The 17,905-nt window shown below is 70.9% G+C and carries 19 protein-coding genes; 10 read left to right on the forward strand and 9 right to left on the reverse strand.

Annotated elements, in window-relative coordinates:
• Nucleotides 1-531 precede the first annotated feature (531 nt).
• Together IE252_RS33460 and IE252_RS33465 are read left to right on the forward strand one after the other, a co-directional pair.
• Nucleotides 532-3,108, forward strand: coding sequence for a DEAD/DEAH box helicase (locus tag IE252_RS33460; RefSeq protein WP_308434585.1), 2,577 nt, complete (start codon nt 532-534; stop codon nt 3,106-3,108).
• A complete protein-coding gene (locus tag IE252_RS33465; RefSeq protein WP_190093210.1) occupies nt 3,108-3,563 on the forward strand; it encodes a hypothetical protein in 456 nt (151 codons plus the stop codon). Before IE252_RS33460 ends, IE252_RS33465 begins: the two co-directional genes overlap by 1 nt.
• A 449-nt stretch (nt 3,564-4,012) precedes the next feature.
• On the opposite strand, the gene IE252_RS33470 is transcribed toward IE252_RS33465, so the two are convergent.
• The 5 genes from IE252_RS33470 to IE252_RS33490 form a co-directional block, all read right to left on the reverse strand.
• Nucleotides 4,013-4,399, reverse strand: a complete 387-nt coding sequence (locus IE252_RS33470; RefSeq protein WP_190093211.1) for a hypothetical protein — start codon at nt 4,397-4,399, stop codon at nt 4,013-4,015.
• 53 nt (nt 4,400-4,452) lie between these two features.
• Nucleotides 4,453-5,289, reverse strand: a complete 837-nt coding sequence (locus IE252_RS33475) for a hypothetical protein (protein WP_190093212.1) — start codon at nt 5,287-5,289, stop codon at nt 4,453-4,455.
• 264 nt (nt 5,290-5,553) lie between these two features.
• A complete protein-coding gene (locus IE252_RS33480; RefSeq protein ID WP_190093213.1) occupies nt 5,554-5,868 on the reverse strand; it encodes a hypothetical protein in 315 nt (104 codons plus the stop codon).
• The gene (gene dapF / locus IE252_RS33485; RefSeq protein WP_190093214.1) at nt 5,868-6,893 is read right to left on the reverse strand and encodes a diaminopimelate epimerase; all 1,026 of its coding nucleotides are present in this window, start codon (nt 6,891-6,893) and stop codon (nt 5,868-5,870) included. The genes IE252_RS33480 and dapF overlap by 1 nt, the downstream gene beginning before the upstream one ends.
• Entirely contained in the window at nt 6,890-7,171 is a 282-nt protein-coding gene (locus tag IE252_RS33490; RefSeq protein WP_190093215.1) for a hypothetical protein, read from the reverse strand. Before IE252_RS33490 ends, dapF begins: the two co-directional genes overlap by 4 nt.
• Before the next feature lie 119 nt (nt 7,172-7,290).
• Between IE252_RS33490 and IE252_RS33495 the strand changes: the two genes are divergently transcribed.
• From IE252_RS33495 to IE252_RS33520, 7 genes are all read left to right on the forward strand, one after another.
• Nucleotides 7,291-8,064 (forward strand): GntR family transcriptional regulator, encoded by a 774-nt coding sequence (locus IE252_RS33495; protein WP_190093216.1) that lies wholly within the window; start codon nt 7,291-7,293, stop codon nt 8,062-8,064.
• Nucleotides 8,065-8,154: 90 nt separating this feature from the next.
• Nucleotides 8,155-9,057 carry a hypothetical protein gene (locus IE252_RS33500; RefSeq protein ID WP_190093217.1) on the forward strand — a complete coding sequence of 301 codons (903 nt, stop codon included), beginning with the start codon at nt 8,155-8,157 and terminating at the stop codon, nt 9,055-9,057.
• Between the two features lie 217 nt (nt 9,058-9,274).
• Entirely contained in the window at nt 9,275-10,285 is a 1,011-nt protein-coding gene (locus IE252_RS33505; protein WP_190093218.1) for a hypothetical protein, read from the forward strand.
• Nucleotides 10,285-10,461: a hypothetical protein gene (locus IE252_RS33510; protein WP_190093219.1), complete on the forward strand. Its 177-nt coding sequence runs from the start codon at nt 10,285-10,287 to the stop codon at nt 10,459-10,461. Before IE252_RS33505 ends, IE252_RS33510 begins: the two co-directional genes overlap by 1 nt.
• Nucleotides 10,458-10,592, forward strand: a complete 135-nt coding sequence (locus IE252_RS44030; RefSeq protein ID WP_268248444.1) for a hypothetical protein — start codon at nt 10,458-10,460, stop codon at nt 10,590-10,592. The genes IE252_RS33510 and IE252_RS44030 overlap by 4 nt, the downstream gene beginning before the upstream one ends.
• 6 nt (nt 10,593-10,598) lie before the next feature.
• Nucleotides 10,599-11,258: a hypothetical protein gene (locus IE252_RS33515; protein ID WP_190093220.1), complete on the forward strand. Its 660-nt coding sequence runs from the start codon at nt 10,599-10,601 to the stop codon at nt 11,256-11,258.
• An 88-nt stretch (nt 11,259-11,346) separates the two neighbouring features.
• Complete coding sequence (locus IE252_RS33520) at nt 11,347-11,583, forward strand: hypothetical protein (RefSeq protein WP_190093221.1); 237 nt, start codon at nt 11,347-11,349, stop codon at nt 11,581-11,583.
• Between the two features lie 87 nt (nt 11,584-11,670).
• Here IE252_RS33520 and IE252_RS33525 read toward each other — a convergent pair whose 3' ends face one another.
• Both IE252_RS33525 and IE252_RS33530 read right to left on the reverse strand, forming a co-directional pair.
• A complete protein-coding gene (locus IE252_RS33525) occupies nt 11,671-12,654 on the reverse strand; it encodes a DNA polymerase Y family protein (protein WP_190093222.1) in 984 nt (327 codons plus the stop codon).
• The gene (locus tag IE252_RS33530) at nt 12,651-16,046 is read right to left on the reverse strand and encodes a DNA polymerase III subunit alpha (RefSeq protein ID WP_190093223.1); all 3,396 of its coding nucleotides are present in this window, start codon (nt 16,044-16,046) and stop codon (nt 12,651-12,653) included. Before IE252_RS33530 ends, IE252_RS33525 begins: the two co-directional genes overlap by 4 nt.
• A gap of 247 nt (nt 16,047-16,293) precedes the next feature.
• Here IE252_RS33530 and IE252_RS33535 point away from each other — a divergent pair, with 247 nt between their 5' ends.
• Nucleotides 16,294-17,325, forward strand: a complete 1,032-nt coding sequence (locus tag IE252_RS33535) for a fatty acid desaturase (RefSeq protein WP_190093224.1) — start codon at nt 16,294-16,296, stop codon at nt 17,323-17,325.
• 100 nt (nt 17,326-17,425) lie between these two features.
• On the opposite strand, the gene IE252_RS33540 is transcribed toward IE252_RS33535, so the two are convergent.
• Nucleotides 17,426-17,707 carry a hypothetical protein gene (locus tag IE252_RS33540; protein WP_190093225.1) on the reverse strand — a complete coding sequence of 94 codons (282 nt, stop codon included), beginning with the start codon at nt 17,705-17,707 and terminating at the stop codon, nt 17,426-17,428.
• A gap of 32 nt (nt 17,708-17,739) precedes the next feature.
• Complete coding sequence (locus tag IE252_RS33545) at nt 17,740-17,904, reverse strand: hypothetical protein (RefSeq protein WP_190093226.1); 165 nt, start codon at nt 17,902-17,904, stop codon at nt 17,740-17,742.
• Nucleotide 17,905: the final 1 nt, after the last annotated feature.

Consider the following 17,905-nt stretch of genomic DNA (forward strand, 5'->3'; position numbering starts at 1 on the left):
GGTACCCCGGGCTACGCCCGGGGATTATCGGCACTCCGTGCCGATGCCATAAACCGTGCTCCGCACGGTTATCCGGGACTTCGTCCCGGGAATCCGGTCCACTCCGTGGCCCGAACGAGCCGCCTGACGGCGACTCAAACCCCAGGCACGCGCTCTGCGCGTGCCCAAAGCCGCTGGCTACAAGGGGGTGGCCGGGTGGTGACGTGGCGTCAAGCCGAAGAGTGGGGCCGGAAGAAACCGATCACAACTGGTCTCATGTGGTCAGCGTGCCACACCATCATAGCGCAGACAACCACTTCAGGACACTTCCACCAACCGGTGTGCGTCACAACTTCAGACCAGATAGCTTATGGGCTGAAGGACAACCACCAGGACCGCCGGACCGTCGCCCCATCAGAACCTGCACAACACCGACCACCCACCGTGCGTCAATTCAATACCCAGATGAATTTAGACCTCACCCGGCACCGCCGGTAAACACCGAACAAGACCGTACCGAACTCGCAGGAAGGGAAGAGTCTAATGCCGGAAATGACACTGTGGCCGCATCAGATGGAGGCGGTCGACGGGGTTCTGAGGGCCTTTCAAATTCCGCCCGGCGGCATTCCGGTGCAGGGACTTCGGTGTCAGGTCATCGCGGCGACCGGGTCGGGTAAAACCCTGATCGGGGTCGCGGCCGCGCAGAAGCTCGCGGCGCGGCGGGTGTTGGTACTGGTGCCGACTCGGGATCTCCTGCTGCAGATGGCCGGCGCGTGGCGGGCCGGGGGCCGGGGCGGGGCGATGGTCGGGGTGTGCCGATTGAGGGCCGAGGAGTCCCGGGGAGTGCCGTGCACTACCGACCCGGGAGAACTGGTGTCCTGGCTGCGGGATCTGGACGGGCCGGTGACGGTGTTCGCCACGTACTCCTCTCTGGGGCAGGGGAAGCTGGAGGCTGCCCACGCGGCGGGGCTTGCGCCGTGGGACCTGGTGGTGATCGACGAAGCGCACCGCACCAGCGGGGATGCGGGTAAGCCCTGGGCGTCCATCCACGACCAGGGCCGTATCCCCGCTGCCCGGCGGTTGTATATGACGGCGACGCCGCGGATCTGGGAGTCCTCGGACGCGGGCCGTCAGGCGGGGCGGCTGGTGGCGAGCATGGATGCCGAGGGATCGGAGATCTTCGGGCCGGTCGCCTACAAGATCAGCCTGTCCGAGTGCATCCGGCGTGGGCTGGTCGCGCCGTACCGGGTGATCTGCCTGGACATCCGCGACCCCGGCCTCCAACAGGCTTTGGTGACCGACTCCGCCGGCTCCGACCTGGTGCGCGGGGCCAGGCTCGCGGCGCTGCAGACCGGGGTGATGACCGCGGCGGCCGAGAAGCGGCTGCGGAAGGTGCTCACCTTCCACTCCCGCGTCGAGGAAGCCGAAGCCATGGCGCACGGCGCCCTGGAGGTGGCGGCGCAGCTGCACGAGGAAGACCCAGACCGGTTCCCGCCGGTGCGGCGGGTGTGGGCGGACTGGCTGTACGGCGAGCACGCTCCCGGTCGGCGGCGTGCGGTGTTGGAGGAGTTCGGTTCGGACGTTCTCGAATTCGATGACAAAAGCCAGCCGGAACCGGCTGTTTTGCGGTTGTTGAGTTCCGTTCGTGTGTTGGGTGAGGGGGTTGATTGTCCGGCGTGTGATTCCGTTGCTTTTTGTGATGCGCGGGGGTCGATGGTCGATATCGTGCAGATGGTCGGCCGGGCCTTGCGCATGAATCCCGGCGATCCGAAAGTTGCTTCTCTTATCGTGCCGGTTTTCCTGAAAGAGGGCGAGGAGCCGGGCGACATGCTGGCCTCGGACTCGTTCGGGATCCTCGCCAAGATCCTCAGCGCGTTGCGTGCGCACGACACGGAGGTCATCGAAGCACTCGCCGATCCCCGTGTGCGCAGCGGGAATTGGCACGAGGACGACGAGGACCTGGACATCGACGAGGAGCTCCTCGCTGACGGTTCGGGGGACGCGGCGGGTGACGGGGCGGGGCCGCGGGTGAGTGAGCGGGCAGCGAACCTGCTGGAGTTCTCCACGCCCCGGGATCCGGCCGTGCTGGCCCGGTTCGTGTCGCTGCGGGTGCTGGAGCCGGAGAAGGAGTACTGGCTGCGCGGATTCGAAGCAGCGGCCCGGTGGGCCAAGGAGAACCCGGGAAGGGCGCTGAAGGTGCCCTACGACTTCGTGGCGCCGGACCACTGGCCGCATGCCGGCTTCCCGCTGGGGGTGTGGCTGGCGGACCAGCGCAAGTACTACAACGCCGGGGAGCTGTCGAAACACCGGACCGAGCAGTTGGACGCGCTGGGGATGGTGTGGAACCACCAGGACCTCGCCTTTGAGGAAGGCCTCACCGTGGCGCGCGCCTGGGCCGCCGAGCACGGGCACTTCCTGCCACCCGCCACCGCCGTATGGCAGGGGTACCCCATCGGCGTGTGGGCGAAGAACATGCGGGCGGTGGGCCGTCAGTGCCTGGAGAACTTCGCGCGCGGGGCGGAGGGGCAGAGCGTGTGGCTGGCCGGGTCCATGACCGCGGAGCGCTGGAAGGCGCTGGAGGAGATCGACCCCGGCTGGTGCCCCGTGTGGTCGGTCGGGTGGCAGCGGGCCTTCCGCCTCACCCAGCTCCACCTCCAGACCGGCGGCACCCTGCCCACGACGGCGGGGCAGGTCATGGTCCAGGGCGAAGACCTCGGACGCTGGGTCACCGCGCAACGCACCGGGTGGGACAGCCTCCAGCCCGCCCAGCAGTACCTGCTCCAGAGTGCTCTGGGCCTTGAGGCCGCCACCGAGGACGAGCCCGACGGACAGCCCGTCAAGGCGGCCACCCGCGACGACAAATGGGCACTCAACCTACGGGCAGCACGGGCGTTCCACGCCCGCGAAGGACACCTGAACGTGCCCAGGAAGCACGTCGAGCGACTGGAGCGACCGGGCGCCGACAATGCCCGGACGGGCACTGCGGAGCCCGAGGAGGTCAAGCTCGGGATGTTCCTGGACAACACCCGAAAGCGCGCCGCCAAACTCACCACGCAGCGTCGCGCCGACCTCGACGCACTCGGCATGCGATGGACCACAGCGGCACAGACAGCGAGGAAGGCGACGTGATGAGCGCGGATGCGTACACCAGCACTCCCGTGGACCGGGCAGCGCAGGACATACGGGAGGGTGGCGCGGATGCGGCCCTGGCGGTCGCGGTGCAGTCCTACACGGCGCTCGCCGGGCACGTGCCCCCGGGCGATGCGATCACCGCAGAGGTCCTGCCCGTCCTGTGGTCAGTGATCACAGCCGAAGAACGGGAAACCTACCCGCACCGGCTGCAGGAGTTCATCAACCGCTACCAAGAACGCCTGGCACGGCTCTATACGGAGTACGGGCCCCACTCGGCGATCGCCCAACACGGACGGCACCAGCTGTTCGCGCACCCGGTATCGCTGATCGCCCTGGAACGACTCTCCACCGTCCGTTCCCGCTTCGCCCTGGCCGCCCGGTGGAACGGCGAACTGCCCGACACATGGCTCAACGACATCTGCGGCCCCTGGGGCATCGCCACAATCCTGTGACCAGCAAGAACCCTACGGAACACGCGGCGGGCTCCCGCAGCAGGCCCACGGCACGGCGGCCTCCCCGGCAGGGGTCACAGGGGATAGGTCCCCAGCGACGGCAGCATCGGCATACTCAGGCGCCGCCGGGGACCGCACCAGTCTCTCCCACAAGCCGGCCCCCGGGGCACTGGGCCCCGCAGAAGGTGGCCGCACCCGGCACAGGCCAGGGCACTGCCCCGCGGCGTCGAACAGGTGCACAGCACGTTGTCCAGGCGGGGATTGGGGTGTGCCGGGGCCCGGCGTTCCGTCACGACCACGGCCCGCACGGGTGCGCAGACACATGTCCACCAAGGCCCCGGCCACGCCAGGGTCGCACGAACACACCGGGGAAAGCAGACCCGGGGGGGCCTCGGCCCCCGATCCGAGGTCCTTCGGCCCGCGAGGAGGCCAAGCACTAGACGACGCACTCACAGTCCCGGCTCCCTGGGGTAGGCGGGAACACCGTAGCCCTGGTCGCGGAGCCACTCACGTGTCACAGCGGCTCGCTGCCGGAGGGTGAGGTACGTGTCGGCGTCTCCTCCCCCGCCGGTGCGCATACCCAGTGTGTAGCCGTCCTCCATCGCCTGCAGAAACGCGTCGGACACCTCCACCACGGTGTCTTCGTCCATCTGCTGCTCCTGGAGCCACCGGGTCAATCGCTCACTGGCCAGTCGCCACTCCGCCTGGCGCTGGTCGGCATCCGGCGTGCCAACCGCCAGCTCGGCGTTGCGCTTCGCCGCCGTCAGCCGGTCACCGAGGTGGCTGGTGATCGCGAACTGGGCAAGGGAGGCACGGCGCTGTTCGTCCGGTGTCATGCCACCATCCTGCTGCCTTCACAGGTGCCCCGCGAAGTGGCCAGCCTCTGGCGCTACGGCAGGTCTTCCAGCCGGGCGAGCAGGCCAGCGGCGGCGGTGACGGCCGCGACGGCGTCGGCTCGGGTCCAGGTGAAGTTCTCGGTGGTGCCCGCGTCATCGTGCGGAGCGCCGCTGAAGAGATTGAAGGCGCTCTGGATGAACACCGCCCAGCGCTCCTCCTGATCCCGTTCCGCCGGCTTCTTCTTCAACGCCTCCATGTTGACCCTGTGGGTGTCGCAGGCCTCGCGTACGGGATCGAGGGCTGCCCGGGCGAGGGCGACGGCGTGCTCGTACCGTCCGTCGCGGATCGCGGTCTCCGCCTCGCGGATCCGTCGTGCGCCGGTGGCCCGGGACTCCACGGTGGTGATCGGGATGAGGACGTCGACGAAAGCGCCAGCGTCGAGCTGGGTGAGGGCGTTGCTCCACGTCGCGTGCGGAACACGGATGATCTCCTGGTCGCGGGCGACGGGCCAGTGCTTCGTCTCCGTCAGAGCGGTCAGGGTGAGTTGGGCGCGAAGGGCCAGGTCGGCGCCCGCGCGCAGCTTCTCCAGGCCGCGCAGCTGCCGGTCCGTCACGGTCGTCTCCAGCACGAACTGTGTCTTGAAGGACTTCAGCGCGACAGGGCCCGTCGGAGCGTGAAGGGCGCCGATGTAGCTGGCGGGGCTGGGCATGTCGTGTACCCAGAGATCGCCGGAGGCGAGAAAGGGTGCGTCCACGGTGTAGTTGCCGCGGGCGGTCACCTCGAAGGTCAGGGCGAGACGGTGTACGTCCCAGCCCTGGGTGAAGGCCACGGTCTGCTGCGCCTGGACGCCGACACCGTAGTCGTTCATGCCGAACTGGAAGTCAGCCATCGTTCCTCGCCTAGTTGAGCCCTTGCCCGATGTTCGCAGGCCCGACCACCGCAACGGCAGTGGATTTCGAGGGGTCGTGACTTTGGGCTTGCCCGCGCCAGCCGACGGCCTGCCCGGCTCAACCGGATAACCGACGCACCGGAGTGGCGCCCATCATCGGATGTCACTCAATGTGTGGGGCCGGTTGGGGACGTCGCGTTTCCCCTTGCCCCGGGCTGTGGTCAAGGGGAAGCACACAAGTGCGTACCGGGAGTGGATGCGGGGTCAGGGCAGCATCAGGTCGTCGTCCAGCTCGGGCGTCTCGTCCCACTCCGGTCCGTTCGCGGGAGTCAGCTGCCCGCACGCCATGCACAGCTCTGTGCCGTGCCGGACCCCGACCCGGCCGCCGCACCGCGCGCACTCGCCCCGCTCCAGCACCGGGCCACGCCCGCTCTGGCAAGCCGGACACGTGTGACCTCCAGGTCCGACCGTCCAGCCGTACGCCGTGACCGCTTCCTCGAACGCACCGGAATAGTGGTCGGGTTCGAGCAGGACGGCCAGACAGTCGGGCCGGTCGCAGGTCGCAGCGTCCCGGATCATCACGCCTCCAGCGACTGGGGGAAACGGAAGACGCAGTCCAGGCAGTGGGGCGCGGCCCGGTCTGGTGAATCCGGCAACGAATGTAGGGGTGCCCCGACACGAGGAACAAGGGCAGCTTGCGGCCGCCCGGGCCGATCATCCTTGAGGTCGGAGGCGGGCCGGGGGGTGGGCAGGCCGTTGAGGGTGCCGTGGGCGGTGATGTGAGCGGGGCCGGTGAGGGTGATGCGGCCGCTCGCGTGGACGGTGACGCCAAGCTGTCCTCCGGGGAGGTCGACGCGGTAGTCGGCGGGCCGCATCTGGCGGGTGCGCAGGCGGTACGCGGCGACGGCCGCGCAGGCTCCGGTACCGCAGGCCCGGGTCTCCCCCACGCCGCGTTCGTGGACGCGCAGGGCGAGGTGGTGCGGGCCGAGGACGGTGACGAACTCCGTGGTGAAGCCCTCGGGGAAGGCGTTCGCGGGGTGGGCAGTGGGGGCAGCGTGCAGGGCGCCGGCGTCGGTGGGGTGCTGGACGAAGGTCACGGCGTGGGGGTTGCCGATGTCGACGTGGGTGGCGGCCCAGCGGTGTCCGTCGGCGTAGATGGTCAGGCGGTCCGGGCCGGGGAAGCGGGGGCGGCCCATGTCGACGCTGATCGGTCCGCCGGTGCGGTCGGTGTGTACGCGGCGTAGGCCCGCGCGGGTCGCCACGGTGAAGACGCCGGTGGTGGTCAGGCCGGCTTCGATGAGGTAGCGGGCGAAGACGCGGATGCCGTTGCCGCACATCGCCCCGAGGCTGCCGTCGGCGTTGCGGTAGTCCATGAACCACTCCGCCTCCCCGGCCATGCCTGCGGCTTCGGGGTCGGCGGCGGTGCGCACCGCGCGCAGGATGCCGTCGGCCCCGGCACCGGTGTGCAGGTCGGTCAGGCGGCGCACGTCGGCGGGGCGCAGGACGAGGTGGTTGTCGGGGTCGGGCAGCAGCAGGAACGAGTTCTCACAGCCGTGACCTTTGGCGAACGGCCAGGATGCGGGCGACGGCGGGAAGGCGTTCATGGGCGGGGTCTCCGGATCGTCGAATCTTCGATGCGCAGCCACGCGGTCTGTTCGCGGGAGGTGTAGTGCACGCCGTATTCGGTGCCGAGAGCGAGGACGGCCAGCAGGCGGGTCCACTGGGATAACGCCTGGTCGGTGACGGTGACCTCGATACGGATGGCGCCCGGCTCCTCGGTGATGACGGGCGGGGCGCCGGTGAGTTCGGCGAGCTGCTGGGCGATGGCGCTGGCCGCGGCGCGGACGGCGTAACGGCGGCGGTCGGGGCCCACTGCACCCACATTCCATACGTGTGACTGTGCGCATGTATTGGTCCACCATTTTTTTATTGGTGGACTAAATTGTCAATCCGTTTCAGAAACACCGCTCACAGCGGTAACTCCGGGAGGACACGGGCTGCATGGCCGACCGTCAGCAGGAGCCCCATTACCTGCGGGTGGCTCATGCCCTGCGCTCCCGCATCACCGACGGGACCTGGCCGGTGGGCCACAAGCTCCCCAACCGCCCTGCCCTCGTCGAAGAGTTCGACGTCGGGGAGAACACCGTCCGCCAGGCGGTGGAACTGCTGACCGGCGAGGGCCTGCTGGAGGCGCGGCGCGGACGCGGCGGGGGCACCTACGTCCGCGCGCCGCAGACCCAGCGCCCGCTGCCGCGCACCGCCTCGCTGGCCGGGGCGCCCGGGCGGCTCGGTCTGACCCCCCAGGGCATGGACGCCGACATCGAGGCGGACTCGACCGCGAAAGTCCCGGCGCCGCCTCAGATCGCCGCCCGCCTCGGGATCGAGGAGGGCGCGCTGTGCGTGCGCACGGAGTACGACGTGCTGGTCAAGCGGCGCCCGGTGCTGACCGCGACCAGCTGGGAGCCGTACGCGCTCACCTCCGGCACCCCGGTGGTGCTGCCCGAGGGCGGCCCGCTCGCCGGGCGCGGCGTGGTGGCGCGCATGGCCGAGATCGGCATCACCGTCACCCGCGTCACCGAGGTGCCCCGCCCGGTCCAGCTCACCCGCGAGCAGGCCCAGATCCTCGGCGCCGTCCAGAGCACGCAAGGCCTGCTGATCGAGCGGACCCACTACGACAGCAGCGGGCGGGCGGTGGAGACCGCGGACATCCTGGTCCCCGCCGAGCGCTGGAACGTCACGTACGACCTTCCGTCGGCTCCCGCACCACGCCCGTGAGCACACAAGGAGCGCCCGGACGCGCCGTCGTCCGGCGGACAGGTCATCACTAGGTACAGCCCCGCGGGGCTGTAGGGAGGGGACACGAGCATGGCCGCACCGCGCGCCAGCAGGGCCGCCGACGCGTTAGCGTCGCCCGCACTGGCCAACTTGATCGGCTTGGCGGGCATCATCATCCCCATCGCCGCCTGGCTGAGCGGGCGCACCAGTTCCAGCGCGCGCACCATCCTGCTGGTCGCCGAGACGCTGATCGTGATGCTGCTGGTCGCCTCCCATCTGTGGCTGCGCAAGCGGTACATCCATCTGCGCAGGGCCACTAACCTGCAGGCCATGGATGACGCGAACTATTACGAGCTCGTCCGCGCGCAACTCGAAGCCGAGCTGATCTCCGACTACAACGCGGTGGCCGACGGCCACGTGCAGGTCTATGCCGGGGAGGTGCCCCGGATCTCGGTGATGCTGGTGAAGACCCTCGTCGACTCCCAGACCCAGCCCCAGCGGATCCTCGCCGCCGACCTCACCACCGACCCCCAGCTGCTCACCAGCCGCCGTGACTACCTCGCCGCCAACCGGGCCCTCCTCCAGCAGGGCGGCACCATCCAGCGCCTGTTCATCGCCTACGCCCGCGACCTGGCCAGCGAGACCTACGCCCGCGACCTGCTCCAACTCATCGACCACCACCGCGCCATGGGCGTCACCTGCGGCCTCGCCGTCCGCGACCGGCTCCGCGCCGACCAGGCCGTCGACGTCATCATCATCTCCTCCGCCGCCGCCCTCGTCGAAGACGAACAAGGCGACGCCGACTACACCAAGGGCCGCTCCACCGTCCACTTCAAAGACGTCGGGCGATGGATCACCCGCTTCGACGGCGCCTGGGGCACCGGCGCCGACGCCGCCCCCACACGCCTGGGCACCTACGAGAACGCCGCCCGCACCCTCCTCGCGGGCACCTGGGACGAGACCAGCATCAGGCAGACCGTCCAGGCCCTGTAATCCCACTCCGCTCCCCCAAGAAGGCCCGGCCGTCCTCCCCGGCCGGGCCTTCGCCATATCCGAGGCGATAAACCGAACATGAGGAACCGTCAGCTCCGGTTGCTGGGGTGACCGGAAAGTGTCGAGCAGCTCGCCATATGTCGAGTGGTTCGACATGATGAGGTCACGTCGCCATGTGTCGACTCACTCGACACATGGCCGGACGAAGGAGAAGGCGTTGCCCAAGCACGACGAAGACGTCCCGCGCGAGGAGCCGACCGGTTCGCCGGGCCCGCTGATCGACCCGGGGATGCTCACGGCCGGCGGCCCAGCCAAGTCGAGCGCGGCTGCGCCCGAGGAGTTCATGGAGCAGCTGCGCGCCCGGGTCGAGGCCGAGGGCGGCATGCTGCTGCCGGGCCGCACCTACGAGGAGGCGGACATGGCGCGGGCCGCCCTGGCGGCGCTGCGAGGTTGGGCCGACCGCCGGGAGCGGCTGCCCGGCGACCGGGCCAACCTGATGGCCGCCGCCTGGTGGTCGGGGCACCGCAACGTCGCCGAACTCGCCCGCAGCGCCGACGTGTCGAGGGACACCGTCTACGAGGACCTGCGCTCCCGGGGCATCGAGCCCACCGACAAGGCGGCCGCCGCCGACCCGCGCCCCCGGTACGCCCCGCTGACGGCGGAAGGGGTCGGCGGGCTCGCCGCGCTGAGCCAGAGCGTCACCCTCCCCGCGAGGCTCGCCCAGGAGCCCGACGAGCTCGCCCTGACGGCGTGGGCCGTCTCCAACACCCTGGAGCGGATCGCCAACCTGCTCGACCCGGACTGCGACAACATGCAGCAGTGGGGGCGCGACGAGGTGGCCCATGACATGGTCGCCCGGCTGCAAACGGCCCTGCGCCACGCGCAGCGCGTGGCCGCCGACGGAGTCAGCGAACGGCAGTTGGCCGGACGCGCCATGAGCCGGATCGAGGCCCAGCTGGAGGATGAGCAGTACCTCGTGGAGAGCGCCACCGTGCATCTGTCCCACGTGGACGGCGACCGGATCAGCGTCCGCATCGGGCAGGCCCAGTTCAGCGACTTCATGCCCGCCGGATGGACCCTGCTCGACACCAACCGGCCGCTGCGCGAGGTGACCGGCGCCGAGCACCTCGCCATCCGGACCGCGCTCGACACGATCGCCGAGACCCTCAACGGCCCCCTCTCGGAGGAGAGCCCGCAGGGAGCGGCCACCAAGAGCGAGGGCGCGTGATGCCGACCTTCCTGATCGTCACCGCAGTGCTGGCCGCCGCGTTCATGGCCTGGTTCTACGTGGGCCTCATGCGGATGCACTCCGGACGGGCGAAGAACGTGGTCGAGGGGATGACGCCCCGGCGGATCCACTACCGCCGCCTCAGCCGCCAGATCCGACGGGCACACGGCCGATGAGCGACCTCGCCGCGACGTCGGTGTCGCAGGCAACTCCCGCCCGTCCGGGGCGGCTTGAGCTGCTCACCCACACCGACTTCGGGCACCTCGCCCGGATCGCCCGGGGCGCCACCACACGAAAGGGTGACTGAGCGCATATGCCGCTGAACGTGCCCGTGACCCTCACCGTGCCGCCGATAGACCGGTCGTTCACGGTGCACACCGACCGCCAGCGCTGGAGCGCCGAGCAGCTCGCCGCCGAGCCCGACGGCCGTGCCGCGCTGGAGGCAGCGGTCCGCGAGGGCGTCCGCAAGGCCGCATCCACCTGCGCCTACGCCCAGCTCACCGAGCCGGACGTCACCGTTGCCACACACCCGGACGGGTCGGTGACGATGACCGGCCGCGTGCTGTGCGACGAGGCTGACTGCCACACCGCCGCCCAGCGCCACCACTTCGATGCCGCCGAGTCGATCGAGGCCAAGGCCGCCGCCGACTGGGTCGCGCAGAAGGAACTGGCCCTCGCCCCCGGCGAACTCGCGGTCGTGCAGGAGCGCGTCCGCACCGGTGACGATCGGCGGCAACGTCGCGCGTCGTTCGGCTTCGTGCTGGCCGGGGTGCTCTGCGCGGCCGCCGGCGGGGCCATGGGCCAGTACGACTACCACAAGCCCCAGGGCGCCTCCCCCGGCACCAACATCAGGGTGTGGCTCGGGCAGAACGTCGATTCCCTGTGCGACCACCTGGCGTTCCCCGCGGTCATCGCCGGAACGCTCCTCGTCCTGTTCGGCTTCGCCCGTCTCGCCGTCGCCAAAGGCAAGTAGACCGGTGACGCTCGGGAACGCAGCGGCGTCAACGGTCGTGGCTTCACCCCAGAGGGATGCGCGAGAGGCGTCGTGCGAGCCTGCTGGGGTGGAAGAGCACACCTACATCGTCCGTCTCCGCTTCCGCCCGAACGGCCCGGCAGTCACCGGCTGGTGGGCCAACCGGGAGGTCGCCGAGGCGAAGTACACCGGGCAGATCGGTATCCACGGATCCCGCCCAGGCGTCGTCATCACCCTGTCGGTGCAGGTTGGCGGCGGGCCAGAAAAGGTGCTGCGGACCTGGCCCGGTGACCAGCACCAGGTCCCGCCGGCGGCCGCGGACTGAGGGATGTCGGGGTACAAGGTCATCTGACCTTGTACGCGGACAAGGGAGTGATCACTGCCCCCGAAAGCAATGCTCATGCCACCTCCACTACCGTGCTCCGGCCGGGGGCGTAGTGGCGAGGGCGGCGGGCGCGAGCGCGCCCGGTCCGTAGCGGATCTCGGTGCGGCCGATGACGGCCTCGATCCGGCGACGCTGCTCATCGCCCGGATCCAGGGTCAGCTGGTGAGCCGTACAGCGGTCGTCGGCCAGGTCGGCGGCCACGGTCAGCGCCCGTACCCGGGCCCGCTGCAGGCCGAGCCCGTCGTGGAGCTGATAGGCCAGGTCACGCAACACGGGGGGGTGAGCGGTCGGTTCGCCCAGGGTCCGGCTGCGGGTGCTGTGCGAGGCGTCGGCGTACTGCACGCTCAGCGTGAGCCGGATGGCCACCGCCCGGCGGGTGCGCAGCACGGTGCCCAGCTCGCAGGCGAGGGCGAGCAGGGCGCGTCGGCGCTGGACGGGATCGAGTTCATCGCGGGGGAAGCGGCGGGTGGCGCTGGTGGAGGCCGCGAGCGCGGCGGGTGCGATTGGCCGGGGATCGAAGCCGCGGGCGGCGCGCTCGTGGAGCTGGCGGCCGAGCGTGGCACCGGCGATGCGCTGCACGGTACCCATCGGCAGGGCGGCGAGGTCGCCGACGGTGGCGATGCCGTACTGGCCCAGGGTGCGCTCCAGGACGGGGCCCACCCCCGGCAGCGCGCGCACCGCTTGGCGGTGCAGGAAGCCGAGCGCCTCGTCGGCAGCGATGAGGCGGGCCTGCCCGGGGGCGCAGGTGTTCACCGCCATCGTGGCGATCATGCGGGTGGGGCCGCCGCCCACCGCGGTGGTGAGGCCGGCCTGGGCGAGGACCCTCGTCTGCACCAGGTCGGTGAGCTGCTCGGGGGTGCGCTTCCAGTACCGCAGCGCACCGCCGACACTCAGCAGCGCCCCATCACGGGGAAGCAGCTGCACGGTGGGGGTGATCTCGGTGAGCACGGCGAGCAGCCGCGGCTCCATCTCGATCGGCGCCGGGTGGCAGCGGACATAGATCACGGTCATCCGGCGCTCCCAGCAGACGCGTGCCACAAACGCCCGCCGGGCGTCCGGTCGCCGTCGGACACGGCAGGGGCGGCCGGGGACGGCGCGGTGTCGCTGAGGGCGGCGCGCAGCGCGGCGGGCCCGCCGCGCTGGTGGGCCTGGACGAGGTCGACCAGGCTCCAGGCTTGTTCGCCGACGACGCTGATGCTCGTCCCGCGCCGCTGCACCTGGCCGCGGACGACGAGGAGCCAGCGGTGGAACAGGACGTGGGCGGCGTGCTCGTGGGTGTCGTCGAAGAACACCAGGTCGACCACGCCGCCGGGCGAGCCGTCGTCGAGCGAGGTGAAGATGGTGCGCCGCTTGGAGCGGGTCGGCGGGGTCTGGATGGCGACCTTGGCACCGGCCACCAGCACGGTCTGCCCGGTGGGCACCTCGCGCAGTTGGTGGGCCCAGGTGACGCCGAGCTCGGTGAGCAGCTCGTGGTGGGAGGCCATCAGATGGCGGGAGGTATCCATGCCGAGGACCTCCAGCTCCGCGTCCAACTGCTCCTGCTCGCTCATCGCGGGCAGCCCCGTCCCGGCGGCAGTCACCACCTCCGCGTCGGTGGCCAGAGTGAGCTGGGCGGGCATCGCCACCTGGCGCCGGGTGCGGTGGAGTTCGTCGAGCTGGAGCAGGAGCTCACGGCGGTGCGCGCCGTGAGCGAGAGAGTCCAGAGCGCCGATCCGTGCAAGGCCGTGGGCCAGGGGCAGGGAGGGACGGGCCCGGGTGTGGAAGTCGCCCAGGTCGGCGTACGGCTGGCCGGCGGCGATGCGTTCGGCCTCGTCGGCGGTGATGCCGTGCACGTCCGCGAGCGCGATCCGCAGACCCAGCTGGCCGTCGGCCAAGGCTTCGACACGGTAGTGGGGGGTGGAGTGCTGCACGTCGACGGGCAGGATCGGCACCCCGCGGCGCCGGGCCTCCCCGAGCACCAGCCGCTTGGGGTACATGCCCGGGTCGTGCTCCAGGACCCCGGCGTAGAACGGCGCCGGGAAGTGGGCCTTGAGGTAGGCGGACTGGGCGGTGGCCAGGGCGAACGCTGTGGCGTGACTACGCGCAAAGCCGTATGAACCCATATTTTCCAGTAGTTGCCACACCTCGTCGATCACCGCCGGGGTGTAGCCGGCCTGCCGGGAGCGCTCGCGGTACCAGGCCTCCAGCGCCGGAAGGCGGGCCGGGTCGGACAGGGCGCGGCGAGCCTCCTCGCCCATCGCGAGGTCGGTGCGGGTCATCACCGCGAACACCTCGATCACCTGCTCGTTGAAGACGACCACCCCGTACGTGACCTTCAGGGCGGGCTCCAGATCGGGATGGGGGTAGCGGGGGCGGAGCTTGCCGTGCCGGGCCTCCAGGAACGGGCGGATCATGTCCGCCTGGACCGGGCCGGGGCGGAACAGTGAGATCTCGGTGACCAGGTCCTGGAAGGTCTCCGGGCGGAGCCGGCCCGCCAGCTCCCGCGCGCCGGGCGACTCCAGCTGGAAGACCGACAGGCTCTGGCCCTCGCGCAGCATCTGCAGGGCTTCCGGGTCCTCCAGCGGCACCTGGGCACGGTCGTCGATATCCAGGACGCGGCCGGTGGCACGGCGGATCTCGGCAACCGCGTACGCCATGCTGGACTGCATCCGCACCCCCAAAATGTCCAGCTTCAGCAGGCCCATCCGCTCCACGTCGTCCTTGTCGAACACGCTCATGGGCAGGTGCTCGGTGGCGGTGGGCAGCACCGGGGTCCGCTGAAGCAGCGAGTCGTCGGACAGCAGCACGCCGCACGGATGCATGGCGACCCCACGATGGAGGCCGTCGAGACCCTCCACGAGTTCCCACAGCCGCCCGTACCGTTCCGCGTGCTGGGCCAGGGTGCGCAGCTCGGGCAACTCCCGCAGCGCGGTGCGGGCGTCACGGGCCCGCAGGTGCGGAAAGGACTTGGCGATCTTTCCGACTTCGTCCGGGGCGATCCCCAGGGCCAGGCCAGCCGCCCGGATCGCGTGGCGGACCCGGTACGTCTCGGGCATGGAGACCGTGGCGACTCGCTCCGGGCCGAACCGCTCCAGCACCGCGCGGTAGACCTCGATCCGCCGCGCACTCTCGACGTCGATGTCGATGTCCGGCAACGACTTTCTGCGCAGGTTCAGGAAGCGTTCCATGATGAGGCCGTTCGAGACCGGCTCGGCGACGCTGATCCCGAGCAGGTGCACCACCAGGCTCCCGGCCGCGGAGCCGCGGGCTTGCACCCGGATCCCGAGCGCCCGGGTGTCATCCACCACCTGGGCGACCGTGAGGAAGTACGTCGGCCAGCCCAGCGTCGAAATCACCTGGAGCTCCGAGGACAAACGTTCCCGCATCGCCGGGGTGCGGTCGTATCCGCGCTCGCGCAGCGCACTCTCGCAGCGCTCGCGCAGCACCCGCGCGGCGGTGCCCGGTGCGGCGCCGACCAGGCGCTCCTCGGGGAAGTGCACGCGGCCGAGCCCGAGGTCGGCCGCCGGATCCAGGCGGCACTCCTCGGCCGTGCGGGCCGTGGTGGCGAGCAGGTGTGCGGCGCCGCCGCGCTCCAGCCCGGCGGCCCGGGCGATCTCCTCGGCCAGCACCGCCATGTCCGCGCCGGGCTTGAGCCAGCGCTCGCCGCCGTCGGTACGGCCCGGACGGACCGGCATCAGCAGCCGGTCGGCGTCCAGCACGTCCGCGATCGGCCCCTGGCCGGGGTCGGCGTAGCGCACCGCGTTGGACAGCACGCACAGCAGATCCGCCTCGCGGGCAAGGCCCACGGTGCGGGCGGCCAGCCGCAGCGAGCCGGGCCCGGTCCCGGTGCGGCGGTGGTGGACGGCCTCCAGCCGCAGATGCGGTCCGAACGCCTCCCGCCACGGGGCAAGGAGCCGGGCGGCCACGTCCGGGCGGCCGGCGGCGAGCGCCCGCACCGGCTCGGAGGCCGGGCCTAGCAGCACGGTCAGCCCCTCGGCATGGCCCTGGAGCAGGTCGAAGGAAGCGATGAGCTGCCCGCCGCCGGCTGCCGCCCGCGCGGAGTGCGCCGCGCTGATGATCCGGCACAGGTTCATCCAACCCGTCCGGTCGCGGGCCAGCAGCACTATCCGCGGCGCGGACTCGTCGACGAACGCGCCGCCGCGCACCGGCGTGCGGGCCCGAACGACCGGGGCGGACACGGCCGCGCCCACGGCGGACACGGCAAGGTCCGCCCCGAACAGGGGGCGCAGCCCCTCCCTGGCGCAGGCGTCGGCGTGCCGCACCGCACCGCCCAGCGTGTCCCGGTCCGTCAGCGCCAGCGCCTCAAAGCCCCGCTCGGCAGCACGTTGCGCCAGGTCAGAGGAGAGGGATCCCCCGTAGCGGGCACTGTGACCTGAGGCGACATGCAAGTGCACGTAAGGCATGCACGACCACCCACCTCCTCCTGAACCTGTCCACCCCCAGACCTGTCACTGATGTACGTCAACGATAAAGCAGAGTCGAACTAATATTCGACTTGTGGGGTTCGGCAGCGTCTTGACCGGGTGGCGGCGAGGAGGTGACTCCCGCGTTCCATCCGGGCTCCCGAAAAACCAATTTAATTAGTGGACTAATAAGTACTCTAGGTGATGACTGGCGGGAGGTGCCCGCCCCTGTCACCCCGGGACACCCATGGACCTCTGCTTAGCCCTGCTCGCCTGCGGCCTCCTGCTGCGCCAGGCGGACCGCCTCCACCACGCCCACAACCGCCCGCACGCCGCCCCGGCCCGCGAGCTGCTCGCCCTCCAGCGCCGCCGCGCCAGCACGCTCACCCCCGTCCTGCTGCTCGCCGGGCAGTGGATACAGATCGCCGGGTGGTGGCTGCTCGCCGGGCACGGCCCCCTTGCCGCCGCCGTCGCGGCCCTCGCCGTCGCGGTGCACTTCCGCCACCTCCAGGAGGTCAGCCACTTCGCGGTCCACGGCGTCCTCGCCCGCACCCCGCGCGCCAACCTGCTCCTCGGCGAGGCCGGCGCGCACCTCCCCCTGGCCCTGGCCCCCCTGCCCCTCCGCCGCCGCAGCCACGTCCGCGACCACCACCCCAACGCCACCATGGCGACCGACCCCAACCTCGACGACCTGCACCGGGCCGGGCTACGACCGGGCGCCACGCGCACCACTGTCGCCTGGGCGCTGATCCACCCGCTCACCCCGCGCGGCCTCTACGCCACCGCCACCGCGATCGCCGCCGTGCTGCGCCGCTCCCCCGCCCGCGCCGCCGCCCTGGCCGCCACCGCGACCCTGGCCGTCCTCATCGGCGGCATCCCCGCCCTGATCTGGGGCCTGCTCCTGCCCCGCCTGCTGCTCTACCCGCAACTCGCCTGGATGTCGCTGATCAACGAGCACACCTGGTTCGACCCCGAGACCCGCACCGGATCAGCCGCTGACATCGAGGCCGGGCGCTGCCTGCGCCTCTACCCCCGCAACCGCGCCCTCGCCGCGATCGCCGCCACCACCTGGCTCCCCTACGGCGACCTCCACCACTACGCCCACTCCGCCCACCCCGGCCTGCGCTGGAACTACCTGCGCGCCGCGGAACGCCACCTCCCCCCGCCCCATTTCACGCCTGCCGGCCTCCTGCTCGGCTCCCCGTCCGTGATCCGCCGCCACCACCAGGCCCTCACCGCCAGCCCGGCCCGCATCGGCCAACCGGCCCCCACCGCCTAGCACCCACCGCACGGCCACACGAAAGGGCCCGGACTCCCCCGTGGGGAGTCCGGGCCCTTCGTCATGCAGCGGCGCCGTACCGGCAGCCGCGACGATCTGATCAGGTCGCGTCCGGGTCCTTGCCGACCAGCGACGACAGCAGCTGGATGATCTGCGCCTGGTTGCGGTCGATCTTCTCGTTCAGGCCGCGCAGATCACCGGCGAGCTGGTCCACCTTCTCGTCCAGGCCGCCCACCTTCTGGTCCAGGTTGCCCACCTGCAGACGCACCGCGGTCAGATCCGACTTGACGATCCCGAACTCGCGGACCGTCGTCTCGTGCGCCTGCTCGAAACGACGCGTGAGAGCGGCGATCTCGCTCTGGGCGATGGGGTCCTCGGCCACGCGGGGCCCTCCCGGATCATGAAAAGCGGTCATCAGACCCACCACGATATCGCGCCCGCCCCGTGCCCGAGGAGCCCGCATCCGCAAGACCACCACCAGAACCGCAGGTCCCACAGCGGCGGCACCGGTGTCGTTTCGGTCAGCTGATTGGCCGGGCCGTACCGCCCGCCGAGCGCCATGATCACGTACGGTCGCACT

Origin of the sequence: Streptomyces melanogenes (assembly GCF_014649795.1) — a bacterium.
In the GTDB taxonomy this organism is placed as follows: Bacteria; Actinomycetota; Actinomycetes; order Streptomycetales; family Streptomycetaceae; genus Streptomyces; species Streptomyces noboritoensis.